Here is a 16769-nt window from a genome sequence, read left to right as displayed (position 1 = left end):
CGCGACGCGTTTTCGCAGCCTTACTGCAGTTTGATCTGGCCTTTTTCGATCACCACACCCCAGCGATCTTTCTCGGCTTGGATCTGCTCGGCGAATTCCTGCGGGGTATTGCCCAAGGGGAACGAACCGGTGTCGGCCAGCTTGCGCGCCGTTTCCGGATCACGCACCGCGCGAGCGAACGCATCAGCCAGCTTATCGCGCACATCGTCCGGGACGCCGGCCGGAGCGACCACGCCATACCAGGCGGTCACGTCGTAATCCTTGTAGCCTTGTTCGGCGAAGGTCGGCACGTCGGGCAGGCTGGGATTGCGCTCTTTGCCGGTGATGGCCAAGGCACGCAGGTGGCCGCTCTTCACGTAGGCTTGCGAGGACGGAAAGTTGTCGAAGATCACCGGCACCACGCCGCTGACGGTGTCCGTCAAGGCAGGCGACGAGCCGCGATACGCGATGCTGTTCATCTTGCCGCCGATCAGTTGCAGGAACCAGATCATGCCCAAGTCATTCACGCCGCCCGCGCCGGCATTCGCATAGCTCTCGGTATCGGGGTTGGCGCGCACGCGTTCCACGAATTCGGTCAGCGTCTTGGCCGGGTACGAAGGGTTGACGCTCAGGATGTTGGGGCTGGTCACCAGATTGCTGATGGGCGTGAAGTCCTTGACCGGATCATAGGCCAGCTTAGGGAACAGATGGGGCGCCGTGCCGTGGGTGCTGACGGTGGCCAGGCCCAGAGTGTAGCCATCAGGCTTGGCGCGAGCCGTCGCGGTCAGACCGATGGTGCCCGAGGCGCCGGTGCGGTTTTCGACAACGATTTGCTGGCCCAGAATCTCGCCGGCCTTGGCAGCGACGACGCGGCCCACCACGTCGGTGGGGCCACCGGCCGAGAACGGCACGATGAGCGTGATCGGACGATCTGGGAAATCGGCGAGCGCCGTAGTGGTGAACGCGAGCAGGCCTGCTGCCAATAGAGTTTTACGCATGAAATTGCTCCTTAGGATTGTGTTTTTTGACGGGTGCGTTTCAGGACGCGGCCCGGGCGGTTGCCTTCGGGCGCGACGGGATAAACCTGTGCACCATTGACCATGACGACGTCGATCCCGGACGACTCTTCGGTGGGAGCGTCCCAAGTGGCGCGATCAATGACCGTATCGGCATCAAAGACCACCACATCGGCCCAGGCCCCCTCGCGCAAGCATCCCCGGTCGGCCAGACCAAAAACGCGTGCAGGCAGCGCTGTCATCTTGGCCACGGCCTGCTCCAGCGTGACGATCTGCGCTTCTCGCACATAACGCCCCAGCACGCGTGGGAAGGTGCCCCACAGCCTGGGATGCGGCTGCGCGTCATTGGGCAGGCCATCGGAGCCCACCATGCAGCCATCGTGCTGAAAGATGCGCTGGACTTCGGCCTCGTCCATCGCAAAGTAAATGGCGCCTGCGGGCGACAAACGCCGGGCGGCCTCGGTTTTGTCGCATCCCCAGCGCTGAGCGATGTCGCGCAGGAATTCGCCACTGCACTCGGGATGTGGCGTGGACCAGGTGATGCGAATGTCATCGATGATCTCTGCCCGTTCGGGGATGAGGATGGTCGAGCTGCCCGGATACGGGTAGATGTCCAGCGCCACGTCCAGCCCTTCGGCGCGCGCTCGGTCCATATTCGCCAGGGTCATCGCGCTGCGCCCCCAGTTGCGCGGCAGCATGCATTTGTGATGCGACAGCACGCTGGCGCAGCGCGTCTCGCGCCCCACGCGCAACACCTCATCGACGGCGGCTTCGACCTCGTCGGCTTCATTGCGGATATGACTCGTATGCAAGGCTTGATGCCGGACGGCGACCCGCGCCAGCCCTGCCAGTTCGTCAAAGTCGGCGCACGCGCCCGGGTCGTAGGCCAAGCCCGTGCTAAAGCCCACCGCGCCGGCCGTCAGCGCCTGATCCAACAGCGTTTCCATCGCCGCCTGTTCGTCGGCCGTGGGCTTGCCACGCGGGTCGGCCATGGTGGCCAGGCGCAAGTTGGCATGCCCGACCAACGCGGCCACATTGATCATCGGCCGTTGGCTCTCGAGCGTCGCGAAATACGTCGCCATATCGGCGAACAACGGCGTTTCACCCAGCAGCGCCAACGCGGCGGCGGTATTGCCCGGGATGGGCGCGGGGGCGCCGCTCACGCCGCAATTGCCGACCACGACGGTCGTGATGCCTTGCGACGTTTTCCAGCGCAGGTCCGGTCGTTCGACGAACATCAGGTCATCATGACCGTGCACGTCGATAAAGCCGGGCGCGACGATTTTGCCGGTCGCATCGATCTCGCGACGCGCCGCCATGGTGGACAAATCGCCCACGGCGGACACGCGTTCGCCGGTGATACCGACGTCGCAGCGCCGACGCGCACCGCCACTTCCATCAATCACCCATCCGTTGGTGATCTTTATATCCAGCATGATGTTTCCCAGCCTCGCGCTTTGGCACCCGTACCAGACTTCGGCACGCTCAGCCCGTTGCGCCCATTGGTAAAAACGAGGAGTATCGCCTTACCCATCGAACTGGAAAAATCATTTAACTTTATCCATCAATCTGATTTCATGATCAATCGGCTTCCCAAGCACGTCACGCTCAAGCATCTGACGGCCTTTGTCGCGGTGGCGCAGGAAAAAAGCTTCACGCTCGCGGCCCGGCGGCTGTTTCAGACACAGTCATCCATTACCGGCCTCATTCGCCAGCTTGAGGACGCCCTGGGTACGCCGCTCTTTGCCCGAACCAGCCGGCATGTGGCGCTCACGCCTATCGGTCAGGAATTTCTGCCTCGGGTCATGCGATTGCTGGCGGACTTTGACGGCGCGATTGAAGACGTGGTGCGCTATGGCACGCTGGAACGTGGTCGCGTGGGGATCGCTGCTGCGCCCTCGGCCATCACCGAACTCATCGCCCCCGCGATGGCCTCGTTCGCGGAGCAACACCCTGGCATCCGCCTCTATCTACGCGATGACAACTCGGGGCGTATCCAACGCCTCATCGCCGCACAAGAGGTCGACTTTGGCCTGACCAGCCCCTGGGCCGATGCACCCAGCCTGATATTCGAGGGCCTGATCGAAGACCGCTTCGGCGTGCTGACGCGCGCCGACGATCCCACCATCAAGCGCGACAGTCGCGGCTATGTGAACTGGTCGAGCCTGGGAGGACGCAAGTTGGTGGGCGTGGTCGATGAAACGGGGATCATGGCGCTGTTGCGCGGGCGAGCGGACCTGCCGATCGCTGCGGGCGCGCCTTTTTACGAAGCCTCCAGCACCACGTCACAGGCCGCACTGGTGGAGGCCGGCCTGGGCGTGGCGCTGCTGCCAGCACTGGCGGCACAGCGGGTACAGAACGCCGCCTTGCGATTTTCGTTGCTGACCCGTCCGAAGCTGGTGCGCACCTTGTGCCTGATACGGCACCGCGATTATGCGTTGACACCGGCAGCGCAGGCGGTCATTGAAACGCTGCGCCAGCACGTCGCGCGGATGACGCTGCCTGATGGCTGTCGCGTCGTGGCGACCGACGGCGCATAGGGCAAGCGAGCCCCAAAAAAATGGCGATACCCTCATCAGGTATCGCCCTTCGTACACGGTTTCATCGCGATCAATCCCGCCGTCGTCGCTACACGACGCCGGCAGTGGAGCGATCGCGTCTGCCCGCTATTGCAAGGTCCGCGTAAACACGAACTTGCCGTCCTGCCAGTCCACCGGCACCACATCGCGGGGCCCAAATGCGCCTTGCAGCATCAGCTTGGCGACCGGGTTCTCGATCTGTTGCTGGATCGCCCGCTTGAGCGGACGCGCGCCAAACACCGGATCGAAGCCCGCGCGTGCCAACTCGGCCAGCGCAGCGTCGGTGACTTCCAGGCGCATGTCCTGATGCTCCAGACGATCGGCCAGACGCTTGAGCTGAATGCGTGCGATGGACTCGATGTGTTGCGCCTCCAGGCCATGGAAGACAACCACTTCGTCGATACGGTTAAGGAATTCGGGGCGGAACGACTGTTTGAGCTCATCCCACACGACTTCCTTGACCACTTCGTACGGCTGACCGGCCATGCTCTGGATATGCTGCGAACCGAGGTTGGAGGTCATGACGATTACCGTATTACGGAAATCGACCGTGCGTCCTTGACCATCGGTCAGGCGACCGTCGTCCAGCACCTGCAGCAGCACGTTGAACACATCGGGGTGCGCTTTCTCGACCTCGTCGAGCAGCACCACACTGTAAGGCTTGCGGCGCACGGCTTCGGTCAGATAACCGCCTTCCTCGTAGCCCACGTATCCCGGAGGCGCGCCGATCAGACGCGCGACCGAGTGCTTTTCCATGAACTCGCTCATGTCGATACGGATCAGATGCTCTTCCGAATCGAACAGGAAGTCCGCGAGCGCACGGGTGAGCTCGGTCTTGCCCACGCCCGTGGGCCCCAGGAACAGGAAGGAACCATACGGACGCGAAGGATCCGCCAGACCCGCACGCGAGCGGCGGATGGCATCGGATACCAGGCTGACCGCCTCATCCTGACCCACGACACGTTTGTGCAGATGGTCCTCCATCTGCAGGAGCTTGTCGCGTTCGCCCTGCATCATCTTGGACACAGGGATACCCGTCGCGCGCGAGACGACCTCTGCGATTTCCTCGGCGCCCACCTGGGTGCGCAACAGGCGCGGCTGATCGCTGGCAGGCTGCTGGCCTTGCTGCTCGGCGTGGTCGGCCGCGCTCAAGCGCGCCTCCAGTTCGGGCAGCTTGCCGTATTGCAGCTCGGCGAGCTTGTCGAATTGACCCTTGCGTTGCAGCTCGGCCATTTCGGCGCGCACACGGTCGATCTCTTCCTTGATGGCTTGCGTGCCTTGCACGGCGGCCTTCTCGGCTTTCCAGATTTCCTCGTAGTCGTTGTACTCGCGCTGCAGCTTTTCGAGCTCTTCCTCGATCACGGCCAGGCGGCGCTTGGAAGCGTCGTCGGTCTCTTTGCGCACGGCCTCGCGTTCGATCTTGAGCTGGATAATGCGCCGGTCGAGCCTGTCCATTACCTCGGGCTTGGAATCGATTTCCATACGGATACGGGCTGCGGCCTCGTCGATGAGGTCGATGGCCTTGTCCGGCAGGAAGCGATCGGTGATGTAGCGGTGCGACAGCTCGGCGGCCGCCACGATCGCCGGGTCGGTGATTTCCACGCCGTGGTGGATTTCATAGCGCTCTTGCAAACCGCGCAGGATCGCGATGGTCGATTCCACATCCGGCTCGTTGACCAGCACTTTTTGGAAGCGGCGCTCCAGCGCGGCGTCTTTCTCGATGTACTTGCGATACTCGTCGAGCGTGGTCGCGCCGATGCAGTGCAGCTCGCCGCGCGCAAGCGCCGGCTTGAGCATATTGCCCGCGTCCATCGCGCCCTCGGCCTTGCCGGCGCCCACCATGGTGTGCAGCTCGTCGATGAAGACGATGTTCTGGCCGTCGTCCTGCGCGAGCTCTTTCAGCACCGCTTTCAGGCGCTCTTCGAATTCGCCACGGAATTTTGCACCAGCGAGCAAGGCGGCCAGGTCCAAGGACAGCACGCGCTTGCCGCGCAACGATTCCGGGACTTCGTCATTGACGATACGCTGGGCCAGGCCTTCGACGATGGCGGTCTTACCCACGCCAGGCTCGCCGATCAACACGGGATTGTTCTTGGTGCGGCGTTGCAAGATCTGAATGGTGCGGCGGATCTCGTCGTCGCGGCCGATCACGGGATCGAGCTTGCCTTCACGCGCGCGCTCGGTCAGATCGAGCGTGTACTTGGTCAAGGCCTCGCGGTTGGACTCGCCCTCGGCGGCAGACACCGCCTCGCCGCCGCGCACGGCGTCGATCGCGGCTTCGAGTGCCTTTTTCTGCAGGCCCGCGTCGCGCAGGATGGTACCGGCCGGGCCCTTGTCATCGGCCAGGGCCAAGAGGAACAATTCACTGGCGATATAGGTATCGCCTCGACGGGCGGCTTCCTTGTCGGTGCGGGTCAGCACGGTCTGCAGATCGCGGCTGATCTGCACATTGTCATTACCCTGGACCTGCGGCAACGCCTTTAGCGCAGCGTCCAAGGCGGCCGGCACGCGGTTGACCGCGACGCCGGCGCGCGCCAGCAGGCTGCCTGCGCCGCTTTCCGCGTCGGACAACAAGGCCGAGAGCACGTGCACGGGCTCAATGTAGGGATGATCGTTACGAGCAGCCAGGCTCTGAGCGTCTGCCAAGGCATGCTGAAATTTGGTGGTTAATTTGTCGAATCGCATGATGTTTTCGTAAGGCTTGATTGGGAGCCTGACCGGAACACAAGCGGCTGGCTCGATGCATACCATGTGTGGACTGCAGGCGCGTTTTTCAAGGGTAAAACAGCAAATTTCCCAACGGCTTACAATAGCGTTCTGCCCGTCCGATTTTGTTGGGCGTTATCTATCTGGGGACACGTCCCTGCTTTCCAGTTATTCCTCCATGCAAAAACGCGTTGCCCTGACACCGGATTCGCCCGACTGCTCCACCTGTGGGCTTGGCCATATCTGCGTTCCTGTCGGCATGGCGCCTTCGGATGTGCAGCAACTGGAAGAGCTGGTACAGGAACGTGTGCGGCTGCCCAAGGGCACCACCCTCTATACCCAACAAGATACCCTTGATGCCGTCTACAGTGTGCGCTACGGCTGTCTGAAGACCCAGATCGAAGACGCCAGCGGGCACATGCAGATCACCGGCTTTCACCTGCCCGGGGAAATGGTCGGCCTGGACGGCATGTTGGAAGGCCACCACGTCAGTACGGCGACGGCTTTGGAGGATTCCGAGGTATGCGTGATCCGTTTGTCGCAAGTCGATCTGGTCGCGAACCAGTTGCCATCATTGCAACAGCAGATGCGACGCCTCATGAGCCGGGAACTGACGCGCTCTTTCCAATTCCTGGCTTCGATCGGCGGCATGCGCTCAGAACAACGCCTGGCCGGCTTTCTGCTCAATTTGTCGCAACGGTACTCGGCGCTGGGCTATTCGGCGTCCGAATTCGTCCTGCGCATGAGCCGCGAGGAAATCGGCAATTATCTGGGGTTGACGCTGGAGACGACGAGCCGGCTGTTCTCGAAATTCGCGCGCGAAAAGCTTATCGCGATCCGGCAGCGCGATCTGCAGCTCTTGGACATCCCCGCTCTGCAAACGCTGCTCGGACGCGAACACTGTTAAGGCCACGGCATGCCAACCCGGTTTTTTGGCGAGGCGTATGATGACCCGCGCCTCAGCGCGAGTGGCCGTTTGGTTATCGGCATTGCTGACCTCGGGTGCGGCCGCGCAAACGCCACTACCGCCACCGTACGACTATGAAGCCCCTGGGTCGGTGCCCCACCCAAGCTTGCCTAAAGCGCAACTGCTCACGCTCGAGAATCGTGGGCACGCGTATCGGATGCCGGTGTATGCGAACCACGACCTGGGGCGGGATTTACGCGACATTCGCCGTATCCTGTTGGTGCTGCCCGAAACGCGAGGCAGTGCCGGCCGACACTATCGGGACGTCGCCGCGCTATTGGCGATGAAGCCGGCGCGCAAGGCCGAGACCTTGATCGTGGCGCTGCAATTCCCGTCGCCCGTTGATGCCGCCTATGCAGGGTTGCCAGCCTGGCGCAAATCCAGCTGGGTAACCGGCGGCAGGAGTGTGCGCGCTGCGGGGCGTCCGTCGCCCCTGAGTGCGTTTGAAGTGCTGGACGATGTCGTCACCGGATTGGCCGACAACAAATCTTTGCCCGCCCTCACTGATATCGTGCTCGCCGCGCATGGCAGCGGGGCGCAGCTGCTGCAGCGCTATGCGGTGCTCAATGGCATCGATGGGTCGGTGCGCCGCAAGGGCGTGAACTTGCGCTATGTCGTGGCCAACGCCCCATCGTATTTGTATCTCACCAACGAACGGCCGCGTCGCGATGGCAAAGGGTATGCGCCCTACGAGCGCGGCATTTGCCCGAGCTACAACGAATTCCCCTATGGGCCCCAGCAACTGCCTCCCTACGCCCAACATAGTGTGGCGTCGGACCTTTATGTCAGGTATGCCGCGCGCGATGTGGTGATTTTGCTGGGCAGCGCGGACAACAATCCGGAAGATCGCCAGCTCGATCAACACTGCGCCGCCGAGGCTCAGGGCGCCACGCGGCTGGCGCGCGGGCTGGGCTATGCGCGCTACGACCGTGTGCTGGCGCAGCGCACGAACCACGCCGCGCCGCGTACGCCGCCGGCCTATCAGGTAATCGGGGTAGGACACGAGGCGGCAGCCATGTTCGCGTCGGAATGCGGCGCCGAGGAGCTGCTGGGGCACGGCGCGCAGGCCAGTTCCCACGCTGCGGTGTGCGAACCCGTTACGGCTGCGCGGTAACAGACTGACCACGCTCGCGCGTCAATGAAGTCAATATGCCGCCGTCAGGCTTGCGAAGGCTATTCCGTATCCGACTGCGTTTTCCCGTTGACCGATTTCTGACGTAATGGCTCCAGCAAAGGCGTGAGCCCGTTGTGGTCCAGCTCGTGCATCAGTTGCAGTAGCCGCCCAAGCTGCCCTGGCGGGAAACCCTTGCGGGCAAACCAGGCCAGATATGGGCCTGGCAAGTCCGCGATCAGCCGCCCTTGGTACTTGCCGAACGGCATCTCCAAGGTGACGAGTCGCTCAAGATCCTGCGGATTCATTACCTTGCCGCCATTCCAAGGGCCATTGGCCCCTCAGCACGTTTTGCAGCCACAGTGTGCAGGTGAGGGTTTTCGCATCGGTGACGCTGCCGTCGCGACACGCGGCGTACAGTTCATCGGGCCGCATGGCGCAGACTTCCAAAAATTCGTCTTGATCGAGCTGCGCCTTGCCGGCCACCAGGCCCCGTGCGAAATAGATGTGAATAATCTCGGTGGAATAGGCGATGGCCAGATGCAAGGCTCCCGCGCAGGCCCATTCACGCGCGGTGTACCCGGTTTCCTCGAGCAATTCGCGTTGCGCGCAGTGAAACGGGTCCTCGCCAGGATCGATTTTGCCCGCGGGGAACTCCGTCATCACGCGCTCGACCGGATAACGATACTGGCGCTCCATCAACACGCGCCCATCATCGAGTAACGGGATCACGACGACCGCGCCAGGATGCACCACGTATTCGCGCGTGGCCAGCCGGCCATCGGGAAGTCGCACCGTATCGCAACGCGCCTTGAGAAAGCTGCCCTCACACAGAGAACGGCTTTCCACCAAGGTTTCGGTCAAATGAGCGTCATCAGGAAGAGTCATCGCGGCAAAGTCCAGGATTGAAACAATGCCGCGAGCTTACCACCGAGGGTTCACTGCTGACGACGCTGTTGCAGCTCGGCCAGGCAAGTGGCGACCATGGTCTGCAGCTGGTTGCGGTCCACGGCCTCCCGATCGGCGTTATTGCGGCAACGCTGGTACAGCGCAATGCTTTCCTGCGTATCCCGCACTGCGGGCGCAGGAGGTGTGCCCGGTTGCTCAGTAATGCGTAACGTCGACGGCGGCGAATAGCTGCCGTCGCTTCCGGGAAAGCTGTATTGCTGTGTCTGCGCCGGCCGCTGTGCCTGCGCGAAGGCCGCCGCGCTGGTCAAGCACGCGGCGGCGGCGATCGCCCCCAGCATCGTGGTTTTCATCATTTTCATTCCTGAATAAACCCCCTCACACCACCGTCAGCGTGACATCGATATTGCCGCGCGTGGCGTTCGAATAAGGGCAGACAATGTGCGCGCGCTGCACCAGTTCTTCCGCCTGCTCGCGCGGCAGCCCCGGCAACGAGATTTTGAGTTCCACCTCAATACCAAAGCCCGTCGGAATCGCACCGATACCGACCTCGCCCTCGACAGAGACGTCTGCGGGGATGCTGAGCTTGTCGCGATTCGCTACAAATTTCATGGCGCCCAGAAAGCACGCCGAATAGCCGGCCGCGAAAAGCTGCTCCGGATTCGTACCGCCGCCCGCGCCGCCCATTTCGCGTGGCACCGCGAGTTTGACGTCCAAAACATTGTCAGAAGACACGGCGCGACCGTCACGACCGCCTGTGGCCTTAGCGCGAGCACGGTAAACGACTTTTTCGATAGACATGCTAGGCTCCCATAGATGGCAGATGAAACTCTGCGGTGACTTCAGCATACGGCGGGCCCGATACAAATACAAATCGCGGCCACGATTTTTGCGACTTTTTGAAAAGGCCCTTTTATGGATAACGAACTCGACGGTCGCTTGCTGGCCCTACGACAGACGGTCGCGCTGGCACTGGCGCTGTCGACGCGCGGGAATGCGCAGGCCACCGATCTGGCCCTGGATATTTTGTCGGACCTGCGCGCCAATTTGGACAACACCCCGGCCGACAGCCCGTTCGAGACGCCCGCTTGGGCAGTCGGCGCGCACGATGAATTGGATCAGATCACCCGACTGGTTCAAGCGTTCACGGGACAAAATACCGACGACTCGGCTGCCTGAAAGGCGGGGTATCGCTCGCCATCGCCGCGCGCGGCACGCCTTGGCCTTTGCGCAATCCAAGATGCCAGAGCTAGCCGGTGAAGGCGTCGTGTCGGCTCAAATGCCGGGTGGCCGTCAGATAAGCATCGCGCGACGGCGCCAGATGGTCGCGGCACAGCCGCACGAGTTCATCGCGCCGCCCTTCCTCCAGCGCCGTGATCATCGCCCAGTGCTCGTCGCGCGCTCGTTCCCGATAGTCCGGGTTGACCAGTGACCCAAAGCGAATGGCATGCGTCTGCCTGGCGTATTCCTGTATCGCGCGCAGCAGCACCCCGTTATGACAGAAGCCAAACAAGGTTTCGTGAAAGCGTAGATTGGTATGAAAAACGCCGCGCGGGTCACCATCGGCCACCGCCCGGTCATGCTGGCGCTGGATACTTTTCAACTGTTCCAGGTCTTCGGGCGCGAGCGGCAATGGCAACGTCCGCGCGGCCTCGGCCTCTAGCAGCTCGCGCAATTGATACAGTTCCTTGACCTCTTGGACCGAGAACGCCTTGACCTCGCAACCGATATGTTTGCGCCGTTCGACCAGGCCACGGCGGGCCAGCTCGGCTAAGACTTCGCGCGCCGCATGACGCTTGAGCGTGAAGCGCCTCATCAGATCGTCCTCGATCAGGCGTTCGCGCGGGTGCAGGCTGCCCAATACGATTTCTTCTTCCAGCACGCGCACAGCGGCCTCCGGGCCGGCGGGCGCAGCGTGTATAGGGGACGATGTATCTGTCATGACATCACAAAATCGGGGCGTAAACGCGAGCCGCGCTGTCTAGGAGCGCGGCAGCCGCCACTATATCAATATCCGCCCGCGACCAGGCAGCGATTGGCGTTCACCTGCGATGTTTTTTCGCTTGCCGGGCCTCGCGCCATGCAATCGCCACCCCGCTGGCGACGATGAGCGCTGCGCCCACGGTGTCAATCCAGTCCGGCGCCTCTCGCCAAACCAGCCAGCCGATCACCGACGCCCATAACAGCCCCATATAGTCAAAAGGCGCCACCACCGAAGCCGGGCCAATGCGAAAACCTTGCGTGATAAACGCCAGACCCAAGGTGCTAAAGAGCGCGATGCCGACAAAAAACGGCCAGTCCGACCACGTCAGCGGGGTCCAAAACGCCGGTACGGCCACCGCGCTGCACACCAACTGCCCCGCGACGATGTATAGCGTCGTGGTCAGCATGCTCTCGGTCGCACCGATGGCTCGCGCCGTCAGCATCATCACCGCATACATCGCCGCCGTGGCCAAAGGCAGCAACGCCGCCATCTGAAAACTGGCCGCCCCCGGGCGGACGATCACCAGCACCCCGGCAAATCCCACCGCGACCGCAAGCCAGCGGCGCGCATCGACCGTTTCCTTCAACACCAGTACCGACAACGCCGTCACGAACAGCGGCGCGGAAAACGCGATGGCAGTCGCCTCCGCCAATGGCAGGGCTTGCAGCCCCAAATAGAAAAACGTGGCGGAAACAACGTTGATCGCGCCGCGCACCAGATGCAGCCCCAGATGACTCGTGCGCACCGCGCGCCGTCCGCCCAGAGCGAGCACCATCGCCAATACGACCGGCAGTGCAATCGCGGCCCGTAGGAACAAAATCTGGATCGGACTGTAAAACTGTCCTATCCACTTCGCCAGCGCGTCGCTACAAGTAAGAAAAAACACGCCCGCGCACACGCAGGCAATGCCTGCCAGCGGCGAGGCGTGAGAGGAAGACGGAGAGGTGACCTGCATGGTGCGCTCGGTGATACGATCCACAAAAGAGCCTGGGATCAGTAGCCCACTATCCTATCTCATCTGTTGTATCTGCATTTTCCTTCGCATCATGGACACCTCATTGAATTCCGCCATCTCGATCGTCGAACGCACGCTGGCAGGCGAACTTGCCCGCCCGGAGGTGCACACGTTCTTCGATCGAGACACATTTACCGCCACGCACGTCGTGCGAGATCCGCGCAGCGACGCGTGCGCGGTGATCGACAGCGTGCTGGATTTCGACTACGCCAGCGGGCGCACCGAAGAAAAGTCGGCGGAAAAGCTGGCCCGTCATATCGAGACTGCAGCGTTACGCACCGAGTGGATACTGGAAACACACGCGCATGCCGACCACCTGTCCGCGGCGCCCTGGCTGCAAGCGCGTCTGGGCGGCAAACTGGCGATTGGCCAGCACATCACCGCAGTTCAAGCCGTGTTTGGCAAAATCTTTAACGCGGGAACGGCATTCGCGCGCGACGGCAGTCAGTTCGATCACCTGTTCGACGATGGGGAATGCTTTCAGATTGGCAGCCTCGAAGGCATCGCGCTGCACGTGCCGGGTCATACGCCGGCCTGCATGGCCTATGTCATCGGCGACACTGTGTTTACCGGCGACACCCTGTTCATGCCCGACTACGGGACCGCGCGCTGCGATTTTCCGGGCGGGGATGCGGCCACGCTGTATCGCTCGATAAAACGGCTATTGGCATTGCCCGAACAGACGCGAGTGTTTGTCTGCCACGACTACACCGCGCCACCGCGCGACGTGTACGCTTGGGAAACCACCATCGGGCAGCAACGCGCGAGCAATATCCACGTGCATGACGGTATCGACGAACCGACCTTCGTCGCCATGCGCGAAAAACGCGATGCCACATTATCCATGCCTAAGCTCATGCTGCCTTCCGTACAGGTCAATATGCAAGCTGGCCATTTGCCAGAGCCCGAGGACAACGGCGTGCGCTATCTGAAGGTGCCTTTGAACACGCTGTAATTCGGTACCTGTTTACTCGCCCACGGCTGCGGCGCACGGTCGTGCCGCGCCGAACCGGCGCCAGGGAAATCACCTAATCGAGTACCCAAGCCCTCCAGTAGTTGAACATTAAAATAGTTTCCACTACCCCGATCAATAGTCGATCATCGGTTTATCCGTAGTCACACCTAAGGAATTCCCATGCGTAGCCTATGCCTCGCGCTGCTCACCGCCGGCCTGCTGGCCAGCACCGCCGCCACCGCTCAGACCACGATGCGTATCGGTCTGCAGGACGACCCCGATGTGCTGGATCCCGTGCGCGCACGGACTTTCGTGGGCCGCATCGTCTTTGCATCGCTATGCGACAAGCTCGTCGACATCACGCCCGATCTCAAGTTCGTGCCGCAGCTGGCGGAATCCTGGCAGATCAGCGACGACGGAATGTCGGTGACGTTCAAGCTGCGCGAGAACGCGTTCTATCACGATGGCGCGCCGGTCGATGCCGCGTCGGTCAAAGCGAATCTGGATCGCGCGATGACCTTGCCGGAAAGCAACCGCAAGAGCGAGCTGATCTCGGTCGCGAGCGTGGAGGCGCCCGACGCCCGCACGGTAGTACTGCGTTTGAAAGAGCCCGACGCATCGTTGCTATCGCAACTCTCTGATCGCGCAGGCATGATGATGTCGCCCGCCTCGTTCGACAAAGACCCGGGCCGCAACCCGGTATGCTCGGGCCCTTACAAGTTCAAGAACCGCGTGCAGAATGATCGTATCGTGCTGGAACGATTCGACAAGCACTGGGACAAAGACAGCTATCACTTTGATCAAGTCGTCTTCACCCCGATGCCCGACACGACCGTGCGTCTGAACAACCTGCGCGCCGGCAGCCTGGACATCATCGAGCGCATTGCGCCAAGCGACGTGGCGGCCGTGAAGTCGGATGCGAAGCTTCGGCTCGCCCCGGTGACTGGTCTTGGCTTTCAAGCCATCTCGGTGAACCTCGCCAATGGTCCGCGCGCCGACACTCCCTTGGCCAAGGATAAACGCGTGCGTCAGGCGCTGGATCTGGCGATCGACCGCGATGTCATCAATCAAGTGGTGGGCGAAGGCATGTTCCAACCCGCCTATCAGCCCTTCCCGCCCGCGAGCTTTGCCTACGACAAGAGCGCGGAGCGCGCCGGTCGCGACCCGCAAAAGGCGCGCGAACTGCTCAAGCAGGCTGGCTATGACCGCGTGGCGTTCGAGCTCACCTATGGCAACAACACCACGATGCAGCAGGTCTTCGAACTGGTGCAGGCCATGGGCGCCGAGGCGGGTTTCGATATCTCGCTCAAACCTCTGGAATTCGCCTCGCTGCAATCGGCATTGCCCAAAGGCGATTTCCAGGTCGGTCAGACAGGCTGGTCGGGCCGCGTCGATCCGAGCGGCAACATTCATCAATACGTCACATGCAAAGGCAATCTGAACGACGGCCGTTATTGCGACGCCGAGATGGACAAATTGCTCAATGAGGCCCGTAGCACCGCCGACGAAGCAAAGCGCCGCGAGTTGTATGCGCAGGCGCTCAAGAAACTGCAGGACGAGGACTCTCACATTTATCTGTTCTACCTGCCGTGGATTTTCGGTACGCAGGCTAATGTGCAGGGCTTTGTGCCTTATCCCGACGGTCTGATCCGTCTCAAAGACGTGAAAGTCGCCAAGCAATGAGTATTGACTCCGGCTATCGCATGTTCACCACGCGGCCTGAAATTTTGGGCACGTTCGGCGTGGTGACTTCTACCCATTGGCTGGCCAGCAGCGCCGGCATGTCACTGTTGGAGCGTGGCGGCAATGCGTTCGATGCCGCCGTGGCGGCCGGCTTTGTGCTGCAGGTCGTGGAGCCGCATCTGGTCGGCCCGGCCGGCGAAGTCCCGGTGATTTTCCATTCGGCCCGCACCGGCCGCACCGAAGTGCTGTGTGGCCAAGGCACGGCGCCGGCGGGTGCGACCCTGGAACGGTATCAGTCGCTTGGCCTTAGCCTGATCCCGGGCAACGGCCTGTTGCCCGCGGTGATCCCAGCCGCATTCGATGCCTGGATGCTGCTATTGCGCGATCACGGCACCATGCGTGTACGCGATGTGCTGGAGCCCGCGATTTATTACGCGGATCATGGCCATGCGTTGATGCCGCGCATCGCCAATACCATCGCCGGACTGCGCGATTTCTTCACCGAGCATTGGCCCACGACGGCCGAAGTGTATCTGCCCGGTGACGCGGTCCCTCAAGCGCGCAAGCTGTTTCGCAACCCGCGACTGGCAGAGACATGGCGCCGGGTCCTGCGCGAAGCCGAAGCCGCGGGCGCCGACCGTGAACGGCAAATCGATGCCGCGCGCGATGCGTTTTATCGCGGCTTTGTCGCCGAAGCGATCGATCAGTATGCGCGGAACAATGAGGTCATGGACGAGAGCGGGCGAGCGCATCGCGGCGTGCTGACCGCCGACGATATGGCCGGGTGGTCCGCAACCTATGAGGCGCCAGCGACCTATGACTATCACGGTTATACGGTGGCTAAGGCCGGCGCTTGGAGCCAGGGCCCGGTGTTCCTGCAGACGCTCGCCTTGCTCAAGTCACTGAATCTGAAAAAGGAAGGCCCCAACAGCGCCGCGTTCATTCATCAAGTGACCGAGGCCATGAAGCTGGCTTTCGCGGACCGCGAGGCATACTACAGCGACCCGAGCTTTGTCGATGTACCGCTCGCGCAGCTGTTATCGGACTCGTATAACGACGAGCGTCGCATGCTCATTGGACGTTCGGCCTCGCACGAGCTGCGCCCCGGGCGTATTGCTGGCTACGAGGCGCAGGTCGATCGTGTGATGGACGTCTTGTCGCGTCTGTCGAAGGTCACGCCTGTCGGTTCGCCTTCGAACGAGCCCACGCTTGCCGATATGCGCGCCTCGGTCAAGCGCGGCGACACGACGCATGTGGACGTGATCGACCGTTGGGGCAACATGGTCTCGGCTACGCCTTCGGGTGGCTGGTTCCAATCATCGCCCGTGATCCCGGAGCTGGGTTTCCCGTTGAATACGCGCGGGCAGATGTTCTGGTTGGAGTCAGGCCTGCCCGGCACGCTCGCGCCCGGCAAACGCCCCCGCACCACGCTCACGCCCTCCCTGGCGCTGCGCGATGGCAAGCCGTATATGGTGTTCGGCACACCCGGTGGCGATCAGCAAGAGCAGTGGCAGCTATTGCTATTCCTGCGGCACGTGCATCATGGTCTGAATCTGCAGGAAGCGATTGATCAACCCATGTCGCATACGATGCACTTCCCTTCCTCGTTCTATCCTCGCGACAGAAAGCCGGGGCATCTTGCGGTGGAAACCTCGTTCGGGGCGGAAGTCATTTCCGACCTGCGAGCGCGCGGGCACGTCATCGAGGAAGCCCCCGAATGGTCAACCGGGCGTTTGACCGCGGCATCGCGCGATGAAGACGGTCTGCTGCACGCTGCCGCTACGCCGCGATTGATGCAGGCGTATGCGGTGGGAAGATAGAAGGCGGGGACATGGTGTCGACGCTGGCGTTGCAACCAGCAGGCGGCG

General features: G+C 62.1%; 16 protein-coding genes. 7 read left to right on the top strand and 9 right to left on the bottom strand.

Annotated features, from left to right (window positions below; translation table 11 throughout):
* Nucleotides 1-20: 20 nt before the first annotated feature.
* Both GOQ28_RS15280 and GOQ28_RS15275 read right to left on the bottom strand, forming a co-directional pair.
* Nucleotides 21-977: a tripartite tricarboxylate transporter substrate binding protein BugE gene (locus tag GOQ28_RS15280; RefSeq protein WP_160351505.1), complete on the bottom strand. Its 957-nt coding sequence runs from the start codon at nt 975-977 to the stop codon at nt 21-23.
* Between the two features lie 11 nt (nt 978-988).
* Nucleotides 989-2431, bottom strand: a complete 1443-nt coding sequence (locus GOQ28_RS15275; protein WP_160357084.1) for an N-acyl-D-amino-acid deacylase family protein — start codon at nt 2429-2431, stop codon at nt 989-991.
* A gap of 144 nt (nt 2432-2575) precedes the next feature.
* Between GOQ28_RS15275 and GOQ28_RS15270 the strand changes: the two genes are divergently transcribed.
* On the top strand, nt 2576-3535 hold the full coding sequence (locus GOQ28_RS15270; RefSeq protein WP_160351522.1) for a LysR substrate-binding domain-containing protein: 960 nt from the start codon (nt 2576-2578) through the stop codon (nt 3533-3535).
* A 126-nt stretch (nt 3536-3661) separates the two neighbouring features.
* Here GOQ28_RS15270 and clpB read toward each other — a convergent pair whose 3' ends face one another.
* Nucleotides 3662-6259 (bottom strand): ATP-dependent chaperone ClpB, encoded by a 2598-nt coding sequence (clpB, locus tag GOQ28_RS15265; protein WP_160351507.1) that lies wholly within the window; start codon nt 6257-6259, stop codon nt 3662-3664.
* A 199-nt stretch (nt 6260-6458) separates the two neighbouring features.
* Here clpB and GOQ28_RS15260 point away from each other — a divergent pair, with 199 nt between their 5' ends.
* Nucleotides 6459-7187, top strand: a complete 729-nt coding sequence (locus GOQ28_RS15260) for a helix-turn-helix domain-containing protein (RefSeq protein WP_160357083.1) — start codon at nt 6459-6461, stop codon at nt 7185-7187.
* Nucleotides 7188-7224: 37 nt separating this feature from the next.
* On the top strand, nt 7225-8361 hold the full coding sequence (locus tag GOQ28_RS15255; RefSeq protein WP_236844383.1) for a hypothetical protein: 1137 nt from the start codon (nt 7225-7227) through the stop codon (nt 8359-8361).
* A gap of 59 nt (nt 8362-8420) precedes the next feature.
* Here the strand turns inward: GOQ28_RS15255 and GOQ28_RS15250 are convergent, their stop codons facing one another.
* Genes GOQ28_RS15250 through GOQ28_RS15235 form a run of 4 tightly spaced genes read right to left on the bottom strand, consistent with a single transcriptional unit; the run spans nt 8421 to nt 10065 of the window.
* Nucleotides 8421-8666: a DUF3820 family protein gene (locus GOQ28_RS15250; RefSeq protein ID WP_160357082.1), complete on the bottom strand. Its 246-nt coding sequence runs from the start codon at nt 8664-8666 to the stop codon at nt 8421-8423.
* Nucleotides 8647-9246 carry an NUDIX domain-containing protein gene (locus GOQ28_RS15245; protein ID WP_160351510.1) on the bottom strand — a complete coding sequence of 200 codons (600 nt, stop codon included), beginning with the start codon at nt 9244-9246 and terminating at the stop codon, nt 8647-8649. Before GOQ28_RS15245 ends, GOQ28_RS15250 begins: the two co-directional genes overlap by 20 nt.
* A 50-nt stretch (nt 9247-9296) precedes the next feature.
* A complete protein-coding gene (locus tag GOQ28_RS15240; protein ID WP_160357081.1) occupies nt 9297-9620 on the bottom strand; it encodes a hypothetical protein in 324 nt (107 codons plus the stop codon).
* Nucleotides 9621-9642: 22 nt separating this feature from the next.
* A complete protein-coding gene (locus GOQ28_RS15235; RefSeq protein ID WP_160351511.1) occupies nt 9643-10065 on the bottom strand; it encodes an organic hydroperoxide resistance protein in 423 nt (140 codons plus the stop codon).
* 114 nt (nt 10066-10179) lie between these two features.
* Between GOQ28_RS15235 and GOQ28_RS15230 the strand changes: the two genes are divergently transcribed.
* Complete coding sequence (locus GOQ28_RS15230) at nt 10180-10443, top strand: hypothetical protein (RefSeq protein ID WP_160351512.1); 264 nt, start codon at nt 10180-10182, stop codon at nt 10441-10443.
* Between the two features lie 70 nt (nt 10444-10513).
* On the opposite strand, the gene GOQ28_RS15225 is transcribed toward GOQ28_RS15230, so the two are convergent.
* Together GOQ28_RS15225 and GOQ28_RS15220 are read right to left on the bottom strand one after the other, a co-directional pair.
* Entirely contained in the window at nt 10514-11206 is a 693-nt protein-coding gene (locus GOQ28_RS15225) for a GntR family transcriptional regulator (protein ID WP_160351513.1), read from the bottom strand.
* 100 nt (nt 11207-11306) lie between these two features.
* Nucleotides 11307-12203: a DMT family transporter gene (locus GOQ28_RS15220; protein ID WP_160351525.1), complete on the bottom strand. Its 897-nt coding sequence runs from the start codon at nt 12201-12203 to the stop codon at nt 11307-11309.
* Nucleotides 12204-12306: 103 nt separating this feature from the next.
* Here GOQ28_RS15220 and GOQ28_RS15215 point away from each other — a divergent pair, with 103 nt between their 5' ends.
* The 3 genes from GOQ28_RS15215 (at nt 12307) to GOQ28_RS15205 (ending at nt 16721) form a co-directional block, all read left to right on the top strand.
* Entirely contained in the window at nt 12307-13218 is a 912-nt protein-coding gene (locus GOQ28_RS15215) for an MBL fold metallo-hydrolase (protein ID WP_236844382.1), read from the top strand.
* Nucleotides 13219-13398: 180 nt separating this feature from the next.
* Nucleotides 13399-14901, top strand: a complete 1503-nt coding sequence (locus GOQ28_RS15210; protein ID WP_160357080.1) for an ABC transporter substrate-binding protein — start codon at nt 13399-13401, stop codon at nt 14899-14901.
* Nucleotides 14902-14921: 20 nt separating this feature from the next.
* The gene (locus tag GOQ28_RS15205) at nt 14922-16721 is read left to right on the top strand and encodes a gamma-glutamyltransferase family protein (RefSeq protein WP_202109749.1); all 1800 of its coding nucleotides are present in this window, start codon (nt 14922-14924) and stop codon (nt 16719-16721) included.
* Nucleotides 16722-16769: the final 48 nt, after the last annotated feature.

The sequence above is a fragment of the Bordetella sp. 02P26C-1 genome (assembly GCF_009763255.1).
Classification (GTDB): domain Bacteria; phylum Pseudomonadota; class Gammaproteobacteria; order Burkholderiales; family Burkholderiaceae_B; genus Bordetella_A.
The sequence above is the reverse complement of the archived record's forward strand: the minus strand, read 5'-3'. Positions and strand labels throughout refer to the sequence as shown.